At 40.2% G+C, this 20,510-nt stretch carries 23 protein-coding genes; 9 read left to right on the forward strand and 14 right to left on the reverse strand.

Annotated features, from left to right (window positions below):
• The first annotated feature begins 40 nt into the window (after window positions 1-40).
• The 3 genes from KV40_RS13445 to acs all read left to right on the forward strand — a co-directional run bounded on the left by KV40_RS13445 (window position 41) and on the right by acs (window position 3,835).
• Entirely contained in the window at window positions 41-367 is a 327-nt protein-coding gene (locus tag KV40_RS13445; RefSeq protein ID WP_036482236.1) for a hypothetical protein, read from the forward strand.
• Window positions 368-1,639, forward strand: coding sequence for a bifunctional cobalt-precorrin-7 (C(5))-methyltransferase/cobalt-precorrin-6B (C(15))-methyltransferase (locus tag KV40_RS13450; RefSeq protein WP_036482239.1), 1,272 nt, complete (start codon window positions 368-370; stop codon window positions 1,637-1,639).
• A 231-nt stretch (window positions 1,640-1,870) separates the two neighbouring features.
• Entirely contained in the window at window positions 1,871-3,835 is a 1,965-nt protein-coding gene (gene acs / locus KV40_RS13455; RefSeq protein ID WP_036482242.1) for an acetate--CoA ligase, read from the forward strand.
• A gap of 53 nt (window positions 3,836-3,888) precedes the next feature.
• On the opposite strand, the gene KV40_RS13460 is transcribed toward acs, so the two are convergent.
• The 7 genes from KV40_RS13460 to psbX form a co-directional block, all read right to left on the reverse strand.
• On the reverse strand, window positions 3,889-4,155 hold the full coding sequence (locus KV40_RS13460) for a type II toxin-antitoxin system YafQ family toxin (RefSeq protein ID WP_036482618.1): 267 nt from the start codon (window positions 4,153-4,155) through the stop codon (window positions 3,889-3,891).
• A complete protein-coding gene (locus KV40_RS13465) occupies window positions 4,155-4,361 on the reverse strand; it encodes a hypothetical protein (protein ID WP_036482245.1) in 207 nt (68 codons plus the stop codon). The genes KV40_RS13460 and KV40_RS13465 overlap by 1 nt, the downstream gene beginning before the upstream one ends.
• Before the next feature lie 337 nt (window positions 4,362-4,698).
• A complete protein-coding gene (locus tag KV40_RS13470; protein WP_036482248.1) occupies window positions 4,699-5,043 on the reverse strand; it encodes a hypothetical protein in 345 nt (114 codons plus the stop codon).
• Between the two features lie 143 nt (window positions 5,044-5,186).
• On the reverse strand, window positions 5,187-5,699 hold the full coding sequence (locus KV40_RS13475) for a Tol biopolymer transporter periplasmic protein (RefSeq protein ID WP_216595608.1): 513 nt from the start codon (window positions 5,697-5,699) through the stop codon (window positions 5,187-5,189).
• Window positions 5,700-5,742: 43 nt separating this feature from the next.
• Complete coding sequence (locus tag KV40_RS13480; protein ID WP_036482251.1) at window positions 5,743-6,303, reverse strand: TolB family protein; 561 nt, start codon at window positions 6,301-6,303, stop codon at window positions 5,743-5,745.
• A 107-nt stretch (window positions 6,304-6,410) separates the two neighbouring features.
• Window positions 6,411-7,547: a Ycf66 family protein gene (locus tag KV40_RS34170; RefSeq protein ID WP_081942850.1), complete on the reverse strand. Its 1,137-nt coding sequence runs from the start codon at window positions 7,545-7,547 to the stop codon at window positions 6,411-6,413.
• Window positions 7,548-8,029: 482 nt separating this feature from the next.
• Complete coding sequence (gene psbX, locus KV40_RS13490; protein WP_036482254.1) at window positions 8,030-8,149, reverse strand: photosystem II reaction center X protein; 120 nt, start codon at window positions 8,147-8,149, stop codon at window positions 8,030-8,032.
• Between the two features lie 212 nt (window positions 8,150-8,361).
• On the opposite strand from psbX, the gene msrB reads away from it, so the two are divergent.
• Complete coding sequence (gene msrB, locus KV40_RS13495) at window positions 8,362-8,781, forward strand: peptide-methionine (R)-S-oxide reductase MsrB (RefSeq protein WP_081942845.1); 420 nt, start codon at window positions 8,362-8,364, stop codon at window positions 8,779-8,781.
• 47 nt (window positions 8,782-8,828) lie between these two features.
• On the opposite strand, the gene KV40_RS13500 is transcribed toward msrB, so the two are convergent.
• The gene (locus tag KV40_RS13500) at window positions 8,829-9,149 is read right to left on the reverse strand and encodes a hypothetical protein (protein WP_036482259.1); all 321 of its coding nucleotides are present in this window, start codon (window positions 9,147-9,149) and stop codon (window positions 8,829-8,831) included.
• A 228-nt stretch (window positions 9,150-9,377) separates the two neighbouring features.
• On the opposite strand from KV40_RS13500, the gene KV40_RS13505 reads away from it, so the two are divergent.
• From KV40_RS13505 to KV40_RS13515, 3 genes are all read left to right on the forward strand, one after another.
• Complete coding sequence (locus tag KV40_RS13505; protein ID WP_052055623.1) at window positions 9,378-10,091, forward strand: calcium-binding protein; 714 nt, start codon at window positions 9,378-9,380, stop codon at window positions 10,089-10,091.
• Between the two features lie 52 nt (window positions 10,092-10,143).
• A complete protein-coding gene (locus KV40_RS13510) occupies window positions 10,144-10,557 on the forward strand; it encodes a hypothetical protein (RefSeq protein ID WP_036482264.1) in 414 nt (137 codons plus the stop codon).
• A 114-nt stretch (window positions 10,558-10,671) separates the two neighbouring features.
• Window positions 10,672-11,283 (forward strand): class I SAM-dependent methyltransferase, encoded by a 612-nt coding sequence (locus KV40_RS13515; protein ID WP_036482267.1) that lies wholly within the window; start codon window positions 10,672-10,674, stop codon window positions 11,281-11,283.
• A gap of 376 nt (window positions 11,284-11,659) precedes the next feature.
• Here KV40_RS13515 and pheS read toward each other — a convergent pair whose 3' ends face one another.
• Complete coding sequence (gene pheS, locus KV40_RS13520) at window positions 11,660-12,658, reverse strand: phenylalanine--tRNA ligase subunit alpha (RefSeq protein ID WP_036482270.1); 999 nt, start codon at window positions 12,656-12,658, stop codon at window positions 11,660-11,662.
• Window positions 12,659-12,783: 125 nt separating this feature from the next.
• On the opposite strand from pheS, the gene surE reads away from it, so the two are divergent.
• Window positions 12,784-13,599: a 5'/3'-nucleotidase SurE gene (surE, locus tag KV40_RS13525; protein ID WP_036482273.1), complete on the forward strand. Its 816-nt coding sequence runs from the start codon at window positions 12,784-12,786 to the stop codon at window positions 13,597-13,599.
• Here the strand turns inward: surE and KV40_RS13530 are convergent, their stop codons facing one another.
• The 4 genes from KV40_RS13530 to KV40_RS13545 all read right to left on the reverse strand — a co-directional run bounded on the left by KV40_RS13530 (window position 13,600) and on the right by KV40_RS13545 (window position 16,536).
• Entirely contained in the window at window positions 13,600-14,139 is a 540-nt protein-coding gene (locus KV40_RS13530) for an NADPH-dependent FMN reductase (protein WP_036482275.1), read from the reverse strand. It abuts the gene before it with no gap.
• Window positions 14,140-14,242: 103 nt separating this feature from the next.
• Window positions 14,243-15,022: a sulfite exporter TauE/SafE family protein gene (locus KV40_RS13535; protein WP_036482277.1), complete on the reverse strand. Its 780-nt coding sequence runs from the start codon at window positions 15,020-15,022 to the stop codon at window positions 14,243-14,245.
• Between the two features lie 112 nt (window positions 15,023-15,134).
• A complete protein-coding gene (locus KV40_RS13540; protein WP_253274256.1) occupies window positions 15,135-15,782 on the reverse strand; it encodes a glycoside hydrolase family protein in 648 nt (215 codons plus the stop codon).
• Window positions 15,783-16,098: 316 nt separating this feature from the next.
• On the reverse strand, window positions 16,099-16,536 hold the full coding sequence (locus KV40_RS13545; protein ID WP_036482279.1) for an MgtC/SapB family protein: 438 nt from the start codon (window positions 16,534-16,536) through the stop codon (window positions 16,099-16,101).
• Between the two features lie 248 nt (window positions 16,537-16,784).
• On the opposite strand from KV40_RS13545, the gene KV40_RS32160 reads away from it, so the two are divergent.
• The gene (locus KV40_RS32160) at window positions 16,785-17,849 is read left to right on the forward strand and encodes a diguanylate cyclase domain-containing protein (protein WP_052055624.1); all 1,065 of its coding nucleotides are present in this window, start codon (window positions 16,785-16,787) and stop codon (window positions 17,847-17,849) included.
• A gap of 21 nt (window positions 17,850-17,870) precedes the next feature.
• On the opposite strand, the gene pheT is transcribed toward KV40_RS32160, so the two are convergent.
• Complete coding sequence (gene pheT, locus KV40_RS13555; RefSeq protein WP_371260781.1) at window positions 17,871-20,348, reverse strand: phenylalanine--tRNA ligase subunit beta; 2,478 nt, start codon at window positions 20,346-20,348, stop codon at window positions 17,871-17,873.
• Window positions 20,349-20,510: the final 162 nt, after the last annotated feature.

Here is a 20,510-nt window from a genome sequence, read left to right on the forward strand (position 1 = left end):
AACCTATAAGAAACGAGCAAAACATTTACAGGTAAAAGCAATGAGTTCCCCAGGCGATCGAGATTGGCAACGCGAACTAGAGAAATTAGAAGCAGAAGTAAATCGCGATACAACTTCTCAAGTTCCTAACGAATCGACAGAAATTTCAGTAAGTGACACCTATAAAAACTGGTTGAATTCGGCTAAAAACTGGTTCGATCGCCTACCACAAGTTGGTAAAATTGCTGTTGCTGTCGGTGCTGTATGGTTGAGTTTTTCTTTACTCAATACTTTTTTACATATTGTTAGTAGTTTGATTAGTATAGCTTTTATTGGCTTATTACTTTATGTAGGTTATAAGTTTGTATCTAATTCTGCTTCAGAATAGATGGCACAAATTGAAGTAGTTGGTATTGGTCTAGATGGTGTAGCTGGATTGACTAAACCAGCAGTAGAGATTATTAATAATGCTACTGTTTTGGCAGGAAGTTACCGTCATTTAAGTTATGTAGAAAGTTTTCCTGCTAAAAAACTTTTTATAGACGATTTCCAGGCGGCTATTGCATCTATTTTGCAACTTTTAGAGGTAGGCGAACAGATTGTAGTTTTAGTAAGTGGCGATCCACTTTTTTTTGGTTTGGGACGTTTGTTATTAGAAAAAATACCCGCCGAAAAAATTAATTTTCATCCTCATCTTAGTTCGATTCAATTAGCTTTTAATCGTCTCAAAATTACCTGGCATGATGCAGTTTTTATTAGCGTTCACGGACGCAATACCAAGAAATTAATCAAATTTTTAAAACAGGGTAAAGAAAAAATTGCTATTTTAACCGATAGCAGTAACAATCCTAGCGCGATCGCCCGTCTTTTTTTAAGTTTAAATTTACCCGTAAGTTATTCCTTTCATATTTGCGAAAATTTAGGAGGCAGTAGCGAAAACATTACTTTCTTTGCTGCAAATAAAGTTAGTAAACTTGCCGAGCTACAACAAGATTTTGCTTCTTTAAATGTAGTAATTTTACTGAGAGAAATAAAAGTATGTGAAGTAAACTTAGACCGCTTACCAATGTTAGGTTTGAGCGATCGCGTTTTTTTAAGCTTTAGCGATCGCCCCAGTTTAATTACTAAGAAAGAAATCAGAACAGCAATTTTAGGCGAACTTGCGTTACAGCCCCAACAAATAGTTTGGGATATTGGTGCTGGTACAGGTTCGGTATCGATCGAAATTGCTCGCTTATGCCCTGATTCACAGATTTTTGCGGTAGAAAAAACCAGCATGGGAGTAACTTTAATTATCAAAAATTGTCAGAGATTTAAAGTAAATAATGTCAATCCTGTTAGCGGGAAAGCTCCAGAATCATTACTAAAATTACCCGATCCAAATCGCATTTTTATTGGTGGTAGTGGCGGTAATTTGCTCGATATTTTAGAGCTTTGTAGTAAGAAAATTAAACATGATGGTGTTTTGGTTATCGCTCTGGCAACTTTAGAACATTGCCATCAAGCGGTAAATTGGCTGAATAATAATAAGTGGCACTATCGTCTATTGCAACTGCAAATTTCTCGCTCTACACCCATTAAAAATCTCACTCGCTTTACGCCTTTAAATCCCGTTACAATTATTACCTCTAGCCTAAGCGATTTAACCGCTTCGCAGTAGCTATTAACTTAAAGATAATTGGCAGATAACAGACAGATAGCAGATAGCAATCAACTCTAGTTGCTAAAGTCTAAAAGCTTTTTTATCCTATTCCATATGTACTCTTTTTTTCTTTCTATTCCCTATTACCCATTACCCATTACCTCGAAACGATAATTTGAACCGTAAGGAAATTAATTAGAACGACTATAGTATGGCAAGATTAGCTTTAACGGTAATTTAAGAGCAACTATGTCAGACACTATAGAATCCGTATTACAGGAAAAACGCCTCTTCAATCCTCCTGCTGAATTTTCAGAACATGCTCGCATTAAAAGCATGGAAGAATATCAGCAACTATATGATAAAGCAGCGCAAGATCCCCAAGCATTTTGGGCAGAACTAGCCACAAACGAACTGCATTGGTTTCAAAAGTGGGATAAAGTCTTAGATTGGCAACCGCCTTTTGCTAAATGGTTTATCAACGGCAAAATAAATATTTCTTACAACTGTTTGGATAGACATCTAACTACCTGGCGCAAAAACAAAGCAGCATTAATTTGGGAAGGAGAACCAGGAGACTCGCGGACTCTTACTTATGCCCAACTGCATCGCGAAGTCTGTCAGATGGCAAACGTTATTAAAGATCTAGGAGTTAAAAAAGGCGATCGCGTGGGGATTTATATGCCGATGATTCCCGAAGCAGCGATCGCTATGTTAGCCTGTGCCAGAATTGGTGCGCCTCATAGCGTCGTATTTGGCGGTTTTAGTAGCGAAGCCTTAAAAGCCCGTCTGCAAGATGCCGAAGCCAAATTAGTAATTACTGCCGATGGCGGTTTCCGCAAAGATAAAATTGTACCGCTTAAAAATGCAGTTGATGAAGCTTTAGCAGATAACAGCGTTCCTAGCGTCGCTAATGTCTTGGTAGTCCAGCGTACCAAACAGGATATAAATATGCAGGCAGACCGCGACCATTGGTGGCACGAACTACAGCCTGACGCTTCTGCCGATTGTGCTGCCGAACCGATGGACAGCGAAGATTTACTATTTATTCTCTACACTAGCGGTACAACAGGCAAACCCAAGGGTGTAGTCCACACTACAGGCGGATACAACCTCTATACCCACATAACTACTAAATGGACATTCGATCTGAAAGAAACCGATGTCTACTGGTGTACTGCCGATGTTGGCTGGATTACGGGTCACAGCTATATCGTCTATGGACCTCTTTCTAACGGTGCGACAAGCGTAATGTATGAAGGTGCGCCTCGTGCTTCCAATCCTGGGTGTTTTTGGGATGTAGTAGAAAAATATGACGTAACTATTTTTTATACCGCTCCAACTGCAATCCGTGCCTTTATTAAAATGGGTGACGAACATCCCAACAACCGCGATTTGTCTTCGTTACGCATTTTAGGTACGGTTGGCGAGCCGATCAACCCCAAAGCCTGGATCTGGTATCGTCAGGTAATCGGTGGCGATCGCTGTCCCATTGTCGATACCTGGTGGCAAACCGAAACGGGAGGCTTTATGCTAACTCCTTTGCCTGGAGCAATACCCACTAAACCTGGTTCTGCTACTTTTCCGTTTCCTGGCATTATTGCCGATGTCGTAGATTTGGAAGGCAACTCCGTAGGTGAAAATCAAGGCGGTTATTTAGTAGTCAAACATCCCTGGCCTAGTATGATGCGAACGGTATATAAAGATGACGATCGCTTTCGTCGTACCTATTGGGAACATATACCACCAAAAGACGGCAACTATCTGTATTTTGCTGGCGATGGCGCGAGAAAAGATGAAGATGGTTACTTTTGGGTTATGGGTCGCGTTGACGACGTGATGAACGTTTCGGGTCATCGTTTAGGCACGATGGAAGTAGAATCGGCACTAGTATCCCATCCTGCTGTAGCTGAAGCGGCAGTAGTCTCGCGTCCCGATGAAGTAAAAGGGGAAGAAGTTTATGCTTTCGTGATTCTAGAAGGCACTCACACCGCTAGCGACGAACTCAAAGCCGAACTCAAACAGCACGTAGGTAAAGAAATTGGTGCGATCGCTCGCCCTGGGGAGATTCGCTTTACCGATGCCCTGCCCAAAACCCGTTCTGGTAAGATTATTCGTCGTTTTTTACGCAACTTAGCCTCAGGTGAAGAATTAGTAGGGGATATTTCGACAATGGAAGACCTCAGCGTGTTAGATAAGCTACGTCAGGGTTAACTGCTGTTGATTGGGGATGAGTGTAACGCTCATCCCAATATAATAATAGCTATTTAGTAGACTTCATCATGACTACCAATATCTACAAACACGGCATTACCTTCATTTGTGAAGTAAAATAGAACCCTTAAATCGTAGTCAACGCTAAAACTCCATAATTCTTGAAGTTTTCCCGATAACTTATGTGTTTTTAAACTTGGATCGTAAGGGTCGATTGTAAATCGTTCTATTTTCTGCCAAAATTTTATTTCTAAATCTAGTTTTTTCCTAATTTTTTTCTTAAACGTTCTTTTAAAAGAAGAACTAAAACTGACTTTTATCATTCGTCTTTAAGAATTCGTTTTAGTTCGTTAATATCTGATGAAAATTGCAGTTTATCTTGCTGTTCTTTTCTAGCTAGCTGAAAATTTCGATAGATTTCCTCACGGCGTTCTTCACAAAGATATCTAGCTATAAGCAATTGAATTTCTTGCTTTTCTTCTGTGGATAGTTGTTTTATGGCTTCAACTACATCGCTAAAAATCATTTTCTACAAGTTATTTTTGTATAAATTGACTATTTTTACTATAGTACTAAAACAATGTATATTTTAAAGCGATCGCCCGTCCTGAAAAAATTTGCTTTAGCGATACCTTGCCCAAAACCCGTTTTGGTAAGATTATTCGTCGCTTTTTACAGGTAAAACTCATATTCTTCGTAGTAATTGAATTTTGTCAGTATATTAAATTAATGCTTTCAAGCGATCGCTTGATTTTGAAATGCCTTTTTAGCGTAAAAAACAAATTTTATACGATGTAAGGTTTTGAGGAATTTGTGTCAGGCAGCCTGGTATTTTACTCAACTGACAATTGCTATATTATATTTTAATATGAAATTTCGCTCTCCGTTCTAGATAAAAAAGTAGCTACTATACCTATTATTATGCCGAATACAGGAATTGAAGGATGAATTTCAATGCTGTTTATATATTGACCGTCTACAAAACCAAAAATAATACTAATTCCAGCAGCAGCAAAACCAAGCATTTCAAAAAACTTTCTTAGAGTATTTAAAGGATTTTCAGCCAATTCTACAATCGCTGCTACTACAAGACAAACAGCATAAACAATAAATCCTGTTATTATTCCTTGTAGTGAGAAATCCGATGACATTAATGAGTGAAACCAAGCTACAGCACCAAAACAATTTATCAAAATTAAATATTTCATAGACTTCCAATCAAACAAATTAATTGACAATCACATACTGACATTACTGATTTTTGGTTGCTGTGATTTTAAAAATAGATTGTTAAAATTTGAAAGAAAGTATAAATAGCGCAACTACAGAACAAATCTAAGCGCGATCGCTTTTACGGTAAATTAATTGGTTGTCCAGAACGATTGTAAACGGCAATATCCCACTGTCCGTTAGCGGCAATTTCAAAGGCAACTTTAGAACCATCGGCACTAATAACGGGGTTGCGAACTTGTGCCTGTAAGTTAGTAGTTAAGTTACGTTTAACTATGGTAGTGCGATCGTAAATGTAGATATCCGATCGCCCCTGACGAGATAGAGTAAAAGCGATGTAGCGTCCATCTTCTGTAATGGAAGGATTGGCAGCCACTTCATCGAAAGAATTTAAAGTCGGCAAGTCGAGCAAACGCCGTTCTTGTGCATCATACAGATAAATATCTTGCGAACCGTTACGATCGGAGACAAAAACAATAAACTGAGACGAAATTTGCGGATATACTTCCAAAGCAGGACTGTTTAAGCTTCTGCCTCCCGTATCGAAGGGAAAGTTGAGCAGTCGCGGATATCCGCCACAACCGCCTAAGAGACCAAATGTGATGGTTAGCAATAGTAGTTTTGAATGATTCACTATAGCGTAATCGCTCCTTTAAACAGTAAAAAGAGCTTAATTATCAAATATTAGTTACTCGGCTACCATTAGCAATATCTAATTCTATATTAGTTCCGCGATCGAGGACTTCAATATCCCACTGACCGCGACGAGCCGTTTCAAATACTATATAACGTCCGTTGGGACTAATGCGAGGATTGCGTACCCAACTACGATATCTTTCGGTCATATTTTGCGATCGCTTAACTGCGCGATCGTACAGAACAATATTGGGTCTGCCTTCGATACTGGAAATATAAACTATATAGCGACCAGTACGGCTAATACTAGGAGTTTGAGCTATTTCTCCCGTACGGTTTAAGCCTGGTAAGTCTAAAAAATGACGCTGTTGCAGATCGTAGACATAGATTTGGTTGTTACCATTACGATTGGAGATAAAAACCAGGGTGCGTCCGTCACCGCTTATATCGGGTTGTTCTTCATGATAGCGGCTATTAAGAGAGCGAGAAACTGGCTGACTGCTAGGAGAATTACAAGCTGCTAAAAATACCAGAGCGATCGAGCCGAGCCACTTTAACCCCAACAATCGTCTTTGGTCATTTGCAACCTCTAAGTAGTACATTCAATACCCAACCAGTTTAATTTAATTAGCTAATTTAGATATCGATTTTTACCTGCTACAAGACGTGAAAAATTAATTTGGACTTAATTTATAGCTTGGAGCATTATTTAATAATCGAAATTGAGATTGTTTCGTTCCGAGCGCTCGTCTCGTCGCGGTTGCCGTTCATCGGTCGAAATTATCGGGCGATCGCTCGAATCATTTGAATAATCAGCTTGAGAATCTTCTAGTGGTTGATAATCGACATAATCGGTAGCAATCTCCTCATCGTCGTAATTATCCTCATAGTCGCTACCTAAATTAGCATCGTAGCCTCTGTCTAAATCGGGTTCGTAATCTCTACCTAGATCGGGTTCGTAGCTTCTATCTAAATCGGGTTCGTAATCTCTACCTAAATCCGCATCATATCTATCCGAACCAGGTTCGTAGTCTCTGCTCAAATCTGCATCGTAGCCTCTATCTGCTTCGGGTTCGTAATTTCTACCCAAATTGGCTGGATTAGCTCTGCGTCTAACGGTTGAGGGAGGATCTGTATAACCTCCGTTACTAGCTGGACGAGTGCGCGGACGAGGCGAGGAATAAGAAGCTACATCTCTTGCTGGATTTGGCTGCTCGGCGTAAACATCACGATTGCGGGGTTGCGCGGTTTGACGACGGCGAGAGCGAGTATTAGGAGGTTCGGTCGCATCGGGGCGGCTATTGCGGCTACGGCTACTGCGACTACGGCTACTTGGTTCTACTCCCGAATCCGAATAAGAGTAATTATCGTACGCGGGTTCGCTACTTCTAGTATCGGAGGGTCTGCGAGCCGAACGTGAATATGGTTCTTCGTAACCCCTCAATCTAGGACTATTATAATTAGGAGTTCCTCTATCCTCATCCACATCAAATTTATCTAATTCTGCTTCTGTATAAACTCTAGAACGACTAACGGGACGGTCGCGATCGACTGTAGGAGTATTACGTCTGGCTTGTTCTGTAGCCACACCTCGCAAACGAATGCTTTCTACAGCAAAAAAGACTGTCGTGCCAGTTAGCAAAAATTGCCCAAATTGTAAGATCGGATCTAGTCGCCAACCTTGAAACAACAAAATAAAGCCGCACAGCAAACCTACGGCAGCAAAAAATATATCGTGGTCTCGCGATAGTTCTGGGCGCACAGAACGCATGAAATATAGTGATGCTCCTGCTACCGCCAGAAAAATGCCTAAAATACTGGCTGAATTTAGCCCAAAATTAACCATAAAAATAATCTCCTTATTTGTTTTGGCGATCGCTCCATCTATCGTAACTTTTGATTGCACTGTCACCAAAAGTTTGTCTCGTTAGTGTTGACGGACATAATTTTATTTTGCGCCGACTACCCAACAAGCATCTTCGATATTTATGAGATAAATTTATCGCACCACGCAATTTATGTTTTCAATATTATTTACTCTATCTATTTATAGTATAAGGGGTGGTTTAAAATACACTGTCGTTTTATAACAATGTCTGCTTTCGCTATGAACTGAATTTTTAAATAAGTTTAGTTCTTAGAACAGTTTGCTACAATCAACGAGCTTTATCCACCCCGCTATAGCTCGAACTTAGACAATACCTTCAAACATAAAGTACATTGGAGTGCTGCCTTAAGAACGAGTATTAATTATGGTAATTTGACAAAGTCAAAGAAAGCCCAACCGAAACACGACTGGGTTTCTCTGACTCTTAGCCTGTCAAACGACTAAGAACGAGTAACTTTGTCGCTTTGACTGAGAAATATTAGAGCGATAATTGCTGGAACGACAACAATTATGCCGCCTAGCACTAAACTTAAAAGAAAATTAGTCAAAGAAGGGGTCATAGTTTTATATCCTGATTATTTAACCTTAAAGTAATCTACTTCGTTAACAATTTTAAAAGTTTTTTAACCAAAACTACAGTTTATTTCTTCAGGCGATCGCGCTTTTAAGTGAAACCCATACTTACTTTTAGTAATTTCCAACTCCAAGCAGAGTTAAATTTGGCACATAATAAGTAATAGTATTAACGAGTGTTAAGATAAGTTACAAAATTATGACAGCTTCTAAAAAAGAATTTGAAGTCCAAAAAACCGATCGAGAGTGGCAAGAAACTTTAACCCCAGAACAGTTTCGCGTCCTCCGCAAGCACGGTACCGAAAGAGCGGGAACCAGTCCCCTCGATAAAAACTATGATAAGGGTACGTTTGTCTGTGCTGGCTGCGGTCAACCTTTATTTACCTCTGATACCAAATTTAATAGCGGTACGGGATGGCCTAGTTTTTATGCACCTATAGAAGATGCTGTAGAAACTACTGTCGATCGCTCCCTATTTATGACTAGAACCGAAGTACACTGTAGTCGCTGTGGCGGTCACCTCGGTCACGTATTTAATGATGGTCCCAAACCGACAGGACAACGTTACTGTATGAATGGAGTTTCTTTAGAGTTCGAGCCTAAACAAGCAGAAAGTTAATCAGCAGTATAGTCTACAAGAGTGCAAAGTTTGCGCTTTTAGTTCGATTAACGGTCACAGATTATTATTACTTCGCCTTGAAACGATGGCGTAATCTGTGACTTTTCTATTTTGTGGCTAAATTCAATATGTGTAATTAAACTACTATTTTGTTCGTTTGGAAACAATCTCTTGTTTTGTTCCGTCACTGCTAATAAACAAACGAGCAAATCCAAATTATTTATTTGAGCGATCGCTATTTTTAGTAAAAATAAATTTAGATCGTAATTAGATTTTTTATTTTTAACTAAATTGATTTTTATATTTATATCCACTTGATTCTCAAAAATAATTAAATTACCAAGTTTTTTATTTTTGTTCTTTAGCATTTTATATACGACTAAAACATAACTGAATCTTAGAACTGTAAAAACAACCAAAACTAACTTAAAATATTTGCATGGCAATCTTTAAAAAATAGTTTTCAAAAGACAAATAACTATTTTTTAACTTTTAAAAAAATCGCTAGCTAAACTAACAACAAACTACATTTTTGACAAAAAATATAGCTTCAAAACCATAGACAAACGCAAACAAATAGTTGAGGAATAATTGACATGGCTGAGTATATCGGAACATCTAGTAGTGAAGATTTTAGAACTTTGTTTCCTTTAAGTGCCGAAGATGACTTTATGGATGGTCGCGAAGGTGATGATATTATCGACGGCTATCTAGGTAACGATATTCTGTTAGGTTACGATGGTGATGACACCATTAATGGCGGTTCGGATCAAGATATAGTCGTCGGTGAAGAAGGAGATGACGTACTTTTAGGATACGACGGCTATGATACTTTGCAAGGAGAAGAGGGAGACGACCTCATGTTTGGGGAAGCCCATAATGATGTTCTCTATGGCGGTCAGGACGGAGAGGATACTTTAGTAGGCGGTACGGGAGAAGATATTTTATATGGTGAAGATGACGACGATACTTTACTCGGTGGTGAAGGTGAAGATACTTTAATAGGTGGCGATGGCGACGATATCTTAGAAGGACAAGAAAATGACGATATCTTAAATGGCGGTTTAGGTGCAGATAAGTTTGTCTTTTCTACAATTTTGAATACAGGAGTCGATACTATTGAAGACTTTTACTATGAAGAAGGAGATATAGTCGAAGTTTATGCCGAAGGATTTGGCATTGGCACCTTTGAATACGATCGCTTTAACTACGATATTGATTCGGGCGAACTCTCGTTTGACAGAGAAACCTTTGCCATTATTGAAGGCGGTGTAGACTTTTTAATTGATGAAGACCTGTATATTGTCTAAATTGCTTGCTGACTCTTTAAACCGTCATTAGTCATGTGTTGAAAAAAATGCCATGTTAGAAATTATTTTACTAAATGCGATTGCCCCGCCTCTGTTAGGAATTGAGTCGAATCTTATCGAACATCATCAATTTGACAGCCTAATAGCTAAGGGTAAACCATACGAATCTGATTATAGTAGAGAAGCCGAGCGCGATCGCCGAAGACACGAACTCGATAATCTACAACGAGACGAACGATATTATCGCGATGGCGATCGCTACAGAAGGACGGGAGAAGAATATCGGGAAGAATGGGAAAGAGACGAGAGAAGAGAAAGACGGCAGCGTGATGATTATCGCGACTACGACCGCGAGCGAGGTTCGCGAAGTGCAGTTGAAGAATTAGAGGCAGAAAGAAATCGTTTAGACAGATTGGAAAGAAGGATCGAACAATTAGAACGTCGTATGGATTCGCAGTTTTATTAATTTTAAGCTAATGTCAGTTGCGATCGCTGAATATGACTGCATTAAAAAACTAATGTACCTATCCAAATCGAGCTAAATTAAACTCAGACACGATATACTAAGCAGGTTTGAGTAATGGGTTTCTATTCTAATTTTATAATTCCATACTGTATAGATTGGGCGATGTCAGATCCCGTACTTGCCGAATATCGCCAGCAGCTATTAGCGGATGTATCGGGAGAGATTTTAGAAATTGGTTTTGGTACGGGTTTGAATTTACCTCACTATCCCGACAGAGTAGAGAAAATTACTACTGTAGATCCCAATCCTGGCATGAATAAAATATCGCGATCGCGAATTGCCGATTCTAAGATTACTGTAGATCGTCGTGTCCTTAATGGTGAAAATTTGCCAATGGAAGATGAGAGTTTTGATACCATTGTCAGTACTTGGACTTTATGTAGCATTCCCGATGTAAATAGCGCGATCGCAGAGATTTATCGACTTTTAAAACCTGGTGGTAAGTTTTTATTTATCGAACACGGAGCGAGCAAAGATGATGGCGTTCGCGTCTGGCAAAACCGTCTGACACCGATACAAAAAGTTATTGCCGACGGTTGCCATCTCAATCGCAATATTCAAAACTTAGTAGCACAAAAGTTTTCCGAGCTAACCATAGAAGAATTCTATGCTCCAAAGTTTCCTAAAATAGTTGGATATATGTATAAAGGCGTTGCTCAAAAATAATTTATATTTCTATAGGTTTTATGCACTTAAAAGGCAATTAATTACTTTACAAACTAGTAAATTACCAATGACCAAACTATTAGAATAGGCAATTGCCAAAATTAAAAATTTACCTAAAGAGGAACAAGATATTATTGCAACAATTATTCTAGAAGAACTTGAAGAAGAGAGACGATGGGAAAAAACTTTTAATGATTCAGAAGATGCACTAGCAAAGCTGGCTGCTGAGGCAATGACAGAATATCGTTCGGGACAAACTCAGGAATTAGATCCTGAAACATTATGAAGTCGCGAACCACAAAAAAGTTTCGTTAGTTTAGATCGGGCTAGTATTTCATTGCAATAAACAAGCAATTGCCTCATATTAAACCCATATTTAAAACTGTCTCAAAAATCTTAAGTCGCTATTATACAAACGGCGAATATCGTCAATTTGGTGTAGCACCATTGCAAATCTTTCTACGCCAAAACCCGCCGCAAAACCAGTATATACTTCAGGGTCGTAACCAACAGCTTTGAGTACATTGGGATCTACCATACCGCAACCCATAACCTCTAGCCATTTACCTTTCCACTGTACGTCTACTTCTGCCGAGGGTTCGGTGAAGGGGAAGTAGCTGGCGCGAAACTGCACTGGTAACTCCGAACCAAACATGCGCTGCAAAAATTCTTTGATTGTACCTTTAAGATCGGTGAATTTTAGTCCTTTATCTACCGCCAATAGTTCTACCTGATGAAATACTGCCGAGTGGGTAGCATCTACCGTATCGCGGCGATATACACGACCTGGGGCAATAATTCTAATTGGCGGTTCGTTATTTTCCATGTAGCGAATTTGCACCGATGAGGTGTGGGTACGCAGTAAGTTACCATCTGGAAGATAGAAAGTATCCTGCATATCCCTAGCAGGGTGATCTTGAGGTGTATTGAGTGCTTCAAAGTTATAATAGTCGCTCTCTATTTGCGGTCCTGTAGCTACCGTGTAGCCCAAACCAACAAAAATATCCAACACGCGATCGACCGTACCGTTTAAAGGATGAACTCTACCCAAAGGACGGCTTACCCCAGGCATCGTGACATCTAAAGTTTCGGCAGCAATCTTGGCAGCGACTGCTGCTTGCTGTAGTCGATCTTTTTGCCGATCGAGATTGGTTTGAACTGCCTCTTTGACCACGTTGGCTTTATTACCAACTGCTGGACGTTCTTCGGGACTTAATTTACCCATTCCTCGCAAAATTTGCGATAGTTGTCCTTTTTTGCCTAGATATTTAACTCTTAATTGTTCTAGTTCATCTAAGCTGCTAGAATCAGCGATCGCGTCGATCGCTTCAGTTTGTAAGGTTTCTAGTTGAGTCTGAATGGGTGAAGTCGTCATTACTAATTAGATTTACAATTTGGAGTGACTATTATAGATAGTGGTCGATCGAGGTACACCTTAGTTTACCGAAATTACCAGACAAATATTCGATCGCTTTAAAAAATACTTTCTTACTGTTAAACATGACTGACAGACAATCCCTCAATATTTTAATTAGTAACGATGACGGTATTTTTGCTTTGGGGGTACGGACTCTCGCCAATACCTTAGCTAAAGCGGGTTATAAGATTACGGTTGTCTGTCCCGATCGCGAACGTTCGGCAACGGGACACGGACTGACCATCCATCAGCCAATTCGCGCTAGAGAGGTTAATTCTATTTTTGACAAAAGAGTTACTGCCTGGTCTTGTTCTGGTACTCCTGCCGATTGCGTTAAATTTGCCCTAAATGCTGTTTGTCGCGATCGCCCCAATCTGGTTTTGTCTGGCATCAATCACGGTCCCAATCTCGGTACGGATGTTTTGTATTCGGGAACGGTTTCGGCGGCGATGGAAGGAGCTTTAGAAGGTATTCCCAGTGTCGCTTTTAGTTTGGCAAGCTTTAGCGATTTTGAGTTTCAAACTGCTGCGAACGTAGCACTAAAGTTAGTCGATCGCTTAGTTGAAACTGAGTTTCCCCAACCACCCTTACTCAGCGTTAATGTTCCGCCAGTAGCAGAAACAGCCATCAAAGGAATGTTAGTTACTCGCCAGGGATTGCGCCGCTACATCGAAAAGTTTGAACAAAGACAAGATCCTCGCGGTAAAAATTATTATTGGCTGGCAGGAGAAATTATTGAAGATTTAGAACAGCCAAACGATAATAATTTACCGTCCTATATTGTGACTGACGTACAGGCGATTGGCGATCGCTACGTTACCATTACTCCCCTGCAATATAATCTTACCAATACGGCGATCGCCAAACATCTCTACGGACAAGACTGGCTCAATCGATAATTAACCACGTAGTTTAGCCGTATTCTCTACCAAACTTTGAGCAAAACTATCGAATCTTTGGGAGAGCTTTTCGTCTTTTAGTTTTCCCTCATTGTCAAAAGCTTGCCATGCCTGTCCTACGGAGATTTGTTCTGGAATTACCCAACCGTGAACCCAGCGGATTATTATTCGCAGATCGTTTAGAGCGTTGCTGTTAGATTGTCCGCCTAAAACGCTAATGACTCCTGCAACTTTACCCGACAAATGCTCGAAGCTCATCAAATCTAAGGCATTTTTAATTACACCGCTAACGCTACCGTGATATTCGGGTGTTGCCAAAATCAAACCGTCAGCAGCTTTTACTTTAGCTCTCATTACCTCAACATCTGGATAATCGGGATAGTCATCGCCACCATCACAAAAAGGTAATTTCATTTCCTTAAGATCGATAATTTCTGCTTCTGCACCTAAAGCTTTAATCCTGTTTGTTGCCTGTTGAAGTGCTAAAACGCTATAAGAATTGTCTCGTAGACTCCCTGCAATGCCAACTATTTTTACCATGAGATTATTTGTTGTTTATACATACTCATAACGACTATGTATAAGCTAACAAATTTTTTTGGCTATTGACAACGAACCAAAGATCGAAACAGGTGCGATTGCGCTAGCGTGTCGTGTAGCTGTTGTATGCTTGGTAAAAAACGTAAATCGAGAGCAAACCTAGCAAAAAATCAAAGCTGAGAGTTACAAACTTATCGGGCAATCTCGGTAAAAATCGCGAACTGAATTGTGCTCCGATTAAGCCTCCTATACCCAGGACAATGCCTTCAAACCAGAGAATATTGCCTCGATTAGCGTGTCCGATACAGGCAGAAATAGAAGTGAGGACGATTACAGCCAAACTGGTTTGGATTGCCGATTTGATTTTTTCTCCCAACAGCACTATTTGTAGGGGAACTAAAATAACGCCGCCACCAATACCAAACAAACCAGCCAGAACACCAGAAATACCGCCAGTAAAAATTCTCGCTAGAGCTGGATTGAGTTTGGCAGAACCATCTGTATCCCTGGTTCGGGCGATCGCCATCTTGCGTAAATTGGTTAAAAAGATATTGAGGAGCAGAAAACAGGCAAAAGCTAATAATAAAATGTATGGCGGAATCGAACTGGCAATCCATACACCTAATTGGGCGGTAAATAAGGAAGGTAAGGCTAGTAAGATAACCTGTCGTAAATTGAGATTGCCCATGCGCCAATTTTGGAAAGTGCCTGAAATAGAAGTCATGACAATTGCCAAACTGCTGGTTGCTACTGCCTGCACTGGAGTGTAGCCTAAAGTCTTGATAATCGGTACCAAAACCGTACCGCCACCGATACCCAGAATACCTGCCAAAAGTCCCGCAAATATTCCCAAACCAACTAAGATCGATAAATCAACGAACATAGCGATCGCATCTATAAAATAAAGCTATAAAGTAAGAGACTCAAACAAAAAACTCGATCGCCTCTCAGTCATACTATCGTCATTTCAATGAGCAATGAGCATTTAGCAATGTTCATTGTTCATTGTTTAATTCTTCTTGCAACATATTTTGGTAGACCTGGGGCAAATATCTACTCATAGAATTGGTTTCAATTCCGTATCCCAGACTCGTCCAGGTGAACGAAAGCAACCGCAATACTACATCAATTCTTTCCTGGCGCAATAGTTGGGGTATATCGGCATTCCAAACTCCGCGATCGCTCAACCAATCATGAACCACTAGATCTTGATATTCAGCAGCAAAGCTATAGCTTCTCCACATCCACAAACCAGAAGGCTTGGGATGATAGCGTTGGGCTTGTTTTTCCCAGGTAATATCGAGCATCTGATAGCGTCCTGCGGCAGTGCTGCAATTGCCAACATTTGGTCCTGCTACTATGGGAACGCAAATTTCGGGATGTTCGCTTAAATCTTCTACCATTCGACCGCCGTAAATAACGTTATAAGGACGAGCAACATTAGACTCACTAGCGGTAATCGTTCGCATCAATGCCCGAATGTAGGGATCGCCTCCTTCCATAACTAGCGGTTGTGTGCCGTAAAGACTAGGAGGATAACTTTGAGGTCTTTTGAGCGATCGCGGTTGGTTAAAATATCTGTGTATCTTGGAAATCAAATGAGCAGAACCGCGCAAGTAAGATTGTAACTGGTGTAGATTCAATTGCCCTTTTAAACTAAACAACATTAAAAGCAGACAAACTAGATAAAAAATTTTGCTGTTGAAATTGATTTTCTCGCTTTTATGCTGCATTATTGAAGACTGATTTAGGATAGGCGATCGCTCCAAAAAAAATTCTAACTGCCAGACTTACCCTGCGTACTTTAGCTTACAGCCTAAGTTTATTTGGGAGTAAAGTTCAAAAGAGCAATCAGTAGAGCTTTTTTAACTTTAGCATCTAAGCAACTACGGCAAGTTTCCGATCGACATTACTGATTTTTGTCAGAGATTTATTAACCTTTGACAAACTAAAGTAATTTCAAAGTTTTTTTTCCCAAATAGCAAATAATCTCAGAACTACCCAGGTTACTGTAGCTCCAATTATTCCTAACCACAACAAACCGCAACCAATAGTAATTCCTAATACTGCTGTAACCCAAATTGCTGCTGCTGAAGTTAAGCCTTTTACTCGGTCTGGATCGCGGAGTATCGTTCCGCCACCAATAAAGCTTACGCCCGTAATTACTCCAGAAATAACTCTGCCTAAAACATCTAGATTTTGTTGTGCCGCTCCTATTTGAATTGGTACGATGACTATTAAAGCCGAACTAAAACACACCAAAATATTAGTTCTTAATCCTGCTGGTTTGCTTTTAATTTCTCTTTCCAAACCAATCGTCGCACCGACTATAAAAGCAATACTCAACCGTAAAGTTAATTCTTGCCAGTTAAGAGGTACAAAAGAAGTTTCCGTCAAAGTAAATCATCGTTTGCTCGCTACGCTAACTTAAATTGTAAATTAACTTAATAACTTAGAATTGTAAATTAAATTCAGTTTTAATTTTACAAAACATTAAATAAGCTTCAGTAAACTAATTGGTTTTCGTAATGTACATTTGCGAGTGTAATTTATGTTCACTATCGAACACAGATATAAAAAAGATTGCTTTAAATTTAAGTATATTCACTAACTTGGTCTAGGCTAATCACTGCCTGAAGCTTGCAATGAAAGAAAATAGTTTAGAGCAATCGATTCAGTTTGTCCATCAAGAGTTAGAAAAAATACATTACGAAAATTTAGGGCGATCGCCTGAGTTATTATCAGAGTTACTAAGCAAATTTACTTTTTCTCTAGAAGATTTTCAGCGGCAGTTTAAGAAGTTAGCAATAGATAGAGATATAGCAGAGTGGAAGCTTCATCGTTATAAAACAATATTTCTCAATTCTTCGGCAGCTTATGTAATTACCGATCGCTGGGGTGGTATCCAAGAAGTAAATCAAGCAGCAGCGAAGCTGCTTAAGGTTCCTCAAGTGCTTTTAGTCGGTAAACTTTTAAGCATTTTTATAGCCGAAACCGAGCGATCGCATTTTCGTAAATCGATTATCGAGCAGTTAGTTCATGGCAAGCCATTGGAGAAAAAAAGAGTATGTTTACAGCCTTGGGAAACCGAACCAATCTCAGCTACACTATCTGTATCTATTCTTTATAGTTCGACTGGTAAAACGATCGGGTTATGCTGGCTCATTCAAGACAACAGCTACGAGCGAGAAATTGAAAGACTGAATAAAGTCTCCTGTTGCGATGTTCTAACAGGATTACTAAACTACAGTGGATTGATCGAGCGGTTCGAGCATACTCTTAAAATATATCAACGGCATCGGGAACGAACTTTTGCGTTATTATTTATCGATCTAGACGATTTTAAGCAAGTCAACGACCGTCTGGGACATTTAGCAGGTAATCAGGTACTGATTGAAGTTGCTCGTCGCCTGTGGAGTTGTCTGCGAGAGAGCGATACCATATCGCGTTTTGGTGGCGATGAATTTGTAATTCTTTTAGAAGATATTGACAGCTTAAAAAATGCCAGAGATTGTACCAGCAAAATTCAGCGATCGCTAAATCAAAAGTTAGAGCTTAACGGTCATACGATCGTACTCAAGGCTAGCATTGGCATTGTTATTTCCGATCCTAAATACCAGGATTGTCACGAATACTTGTCCGCTGCCGATCTAGCCATGTATGAAGCCAAGGGCAAAGGAGGCTGTTGCGATCGAGTTTCTAGACGTTGAAAAATACAGCATTTTTTTATGTCAACTACGAAGGGTGACATCAAACTTTTTAACCAGAGTATCGCGTACTTTTTGGTGAACTGGATCGACATCCTTATCGCTTAAAGTGCGATCGCTCGCTCGATAGATTAAGTTAAAAGCCAGACTGCGCTGTCCTTCAGGGACGTTTTTACCTTTATATTCATCAAAGATGGCAATTTCCTGTAGCAGCTTACCCCCTGCTTTGGACATCGCACGCTCTAATGCGGCTACCGACAACTCCATAGGTGCAAAAAATGCCAGATCTCTAACCGCACCTGGATAAGTTGAATAAGCTTGAAATTTTGGTGTAATAAGTTCTTCTCGCTCTAACGCTGCCAATAAAACATCAAACGCCAGTTGAAATAAATAAACTTCTTCTGGTAAATCCCGTTGCTGTCCTAGTTGGGGGTGAAGTTGCCCAAAAATTCCCAAACTTTTGCCCTCTAGCCATAGAGAAGCAGTACGCCCTGGATGCAGTCTGTCTTCGTTAGTTTCTGGCTGATATGCTACGGATAAACCCAGATTGGTAAAGACATTATCTAAAATACCTTTTGCCTCATACCAAGTCATTGGCTTTTCTTTGCCACCAGTAACCCACAAACCACTAGAGAATAAATTGCCGCCCATAATTCCCGCAACCACATCGGTTTCCTGTAGGTTATTTTCTGTAGGTACGAAGACTCGTTCGATTTCAAAACCATTGAGCGCGCCATTGCCCTGAGATAAATTGTATGCCAAAGCATCGATTAAACCAGAAAGTAAATCGATTCTCAAAGCCGAATACTCGGCAAATAAAGGATTGGCTAAGGCTATTTCTTTCCCCGTTGGCTTGACTAGCGAATAATGCACCACCTCAGTCAGTCCGACACCTCGAAAGGTGGTTCGCAGCTTGTTTTTAACATAGTATTCAAAGGAAAGATAACCTGGTTCGGTTTTAGCAGGTAGGGTATCTTCAAAGCGATCGTAACCATAAAGACGGGCTACTTCTTCAATAAGATCGATTTCGCGTTCTAAATCTCGATAGCGATAGGGAGGAATGGTAACTCTCCAAACGCGCTCGCTTTCTGAAACCGTTTCTAACTTGCAGCCTAAAGCAGAAAGAATTGATTCTACATCTGTAGCTTCAATATAGCCACTGCCATTTTCTGCCCTAACCGTTCCTAAAACCTGATGAATTCTCGACAACCGTAGTTCTATGGTACTTTTACTACCTGAAGCGACTCGGTTATCAGCTATAGTTTGCGCGATCGCATTACCGCCCGTCAATTCTTGCAGTAAGGAGATCGCTCGATTGCTAGCTGCATCTATCTCTACCTGATTGACACCTCGTTCGTAACGAGTCGAAGCCTCACTATGCAAACTTACGGCGCGAGAAGAACGACGAATAGTAACGGGATCGAACAACGCCGCTTCTAAAACGATATTTTGAGTATTATTATCGACTTCTGTAGCCGCTCCACCCATAACTCCTGCTAGAGCTACTGGTTGGTCATTAGCGGTAATTAACAAGTTGCGATCGCTCAAGCTTCTCTCTTTGTCATCTAACGTTTTGAGAGTTTCTTGAGTTTTGGCAAACCGCACACCAATAGTTAAATCGCTCTTACCAGCTACCTGCTGCAATTTTTCACGGTCGAAAGCATGTAGGGGCTGTCCCCATTCCAACAGTACATAGTTAGTTATATCGACGACATTGTTAATCGGTCGAACTCCTGCATTTTGCAATCGCCGCCTGAGCCAGTCGGGAGAACCTGCTAGTTTTACGTCTTCGATAACCGTACCGATGTATGCAGGGCAAGCTTGTTTATCTTCAATCTCAATTGACAGAGAATTATTTTGTGAAATATCTATTTCTGGTATTTGAGGCAAGCGCACGGTTTTATCGGTCAATGCTGCCACTTCTCGCGCTATTCCTACCATACTCAAGGCATCGGCGCGATTGGCTGTGGTTGCCAAATCTAAAATTACATCATCCAAACCCAATAGAGGACGTACATCATCTCCAGGCTGTAAATTTTCTGTGGGAAAAATATAGATACCGTCCGATTCGGTTTCTAAACCCAACTCAGTTAGAGAACAAATCATTCCTTCTGAAGGTTCGCCCCGTAGTTTGGTACGCTTTAGCTTGAGATCGATCGCGGGTAAATAAGTACCAACTGTGGCTACTGGTACATAAATATCGGCTCTGACATTAGCTGCGCCGCAAACAATATTTAAAGGAGTTTCCGTGCCGACATCTACTACACAAACACTAAGCTTATCGGCATTGGGATGACGATCTCGTTTAATTACTTTTCCTACTACTACGCCATCGGCATTGGCTCGTAAATCTTCAATGGCTTCTAACTCAAAGCCTGCGATCGTTAATATTTTCCCCAACTTTTCTGGAGATAGATTGACATCGACTAATTCTTTTAACCAGTTTAAAGAGACGCGCATCGAATCCTGAATTATCCCAACAAATTTTTTCCGCTCAAATATTCTAACCTTAATAAGTATATTCACGAAGTCAGAAATTACTCCGCTTACCACGCCAAGGCAGTTAGCAAAACTAATAAGCGTTGCAACTATAGCTTTTTTTAAAGCTTACGGCTTTACAGACTGTAGTTCGAATACTAAACAACCATTTGAAATGTTGCGCCG

Origin of the sequence: Myxosarcina sp. GI1, from assembly GCF_000756305.1 — a bacterium.
Taxonomy (GTDB): domain Bacteria; phylum Cyanobacteriota; class Cyanobacteriia; order Cyanobacteriales; family Xenococcaceae; genus Myxosarcina.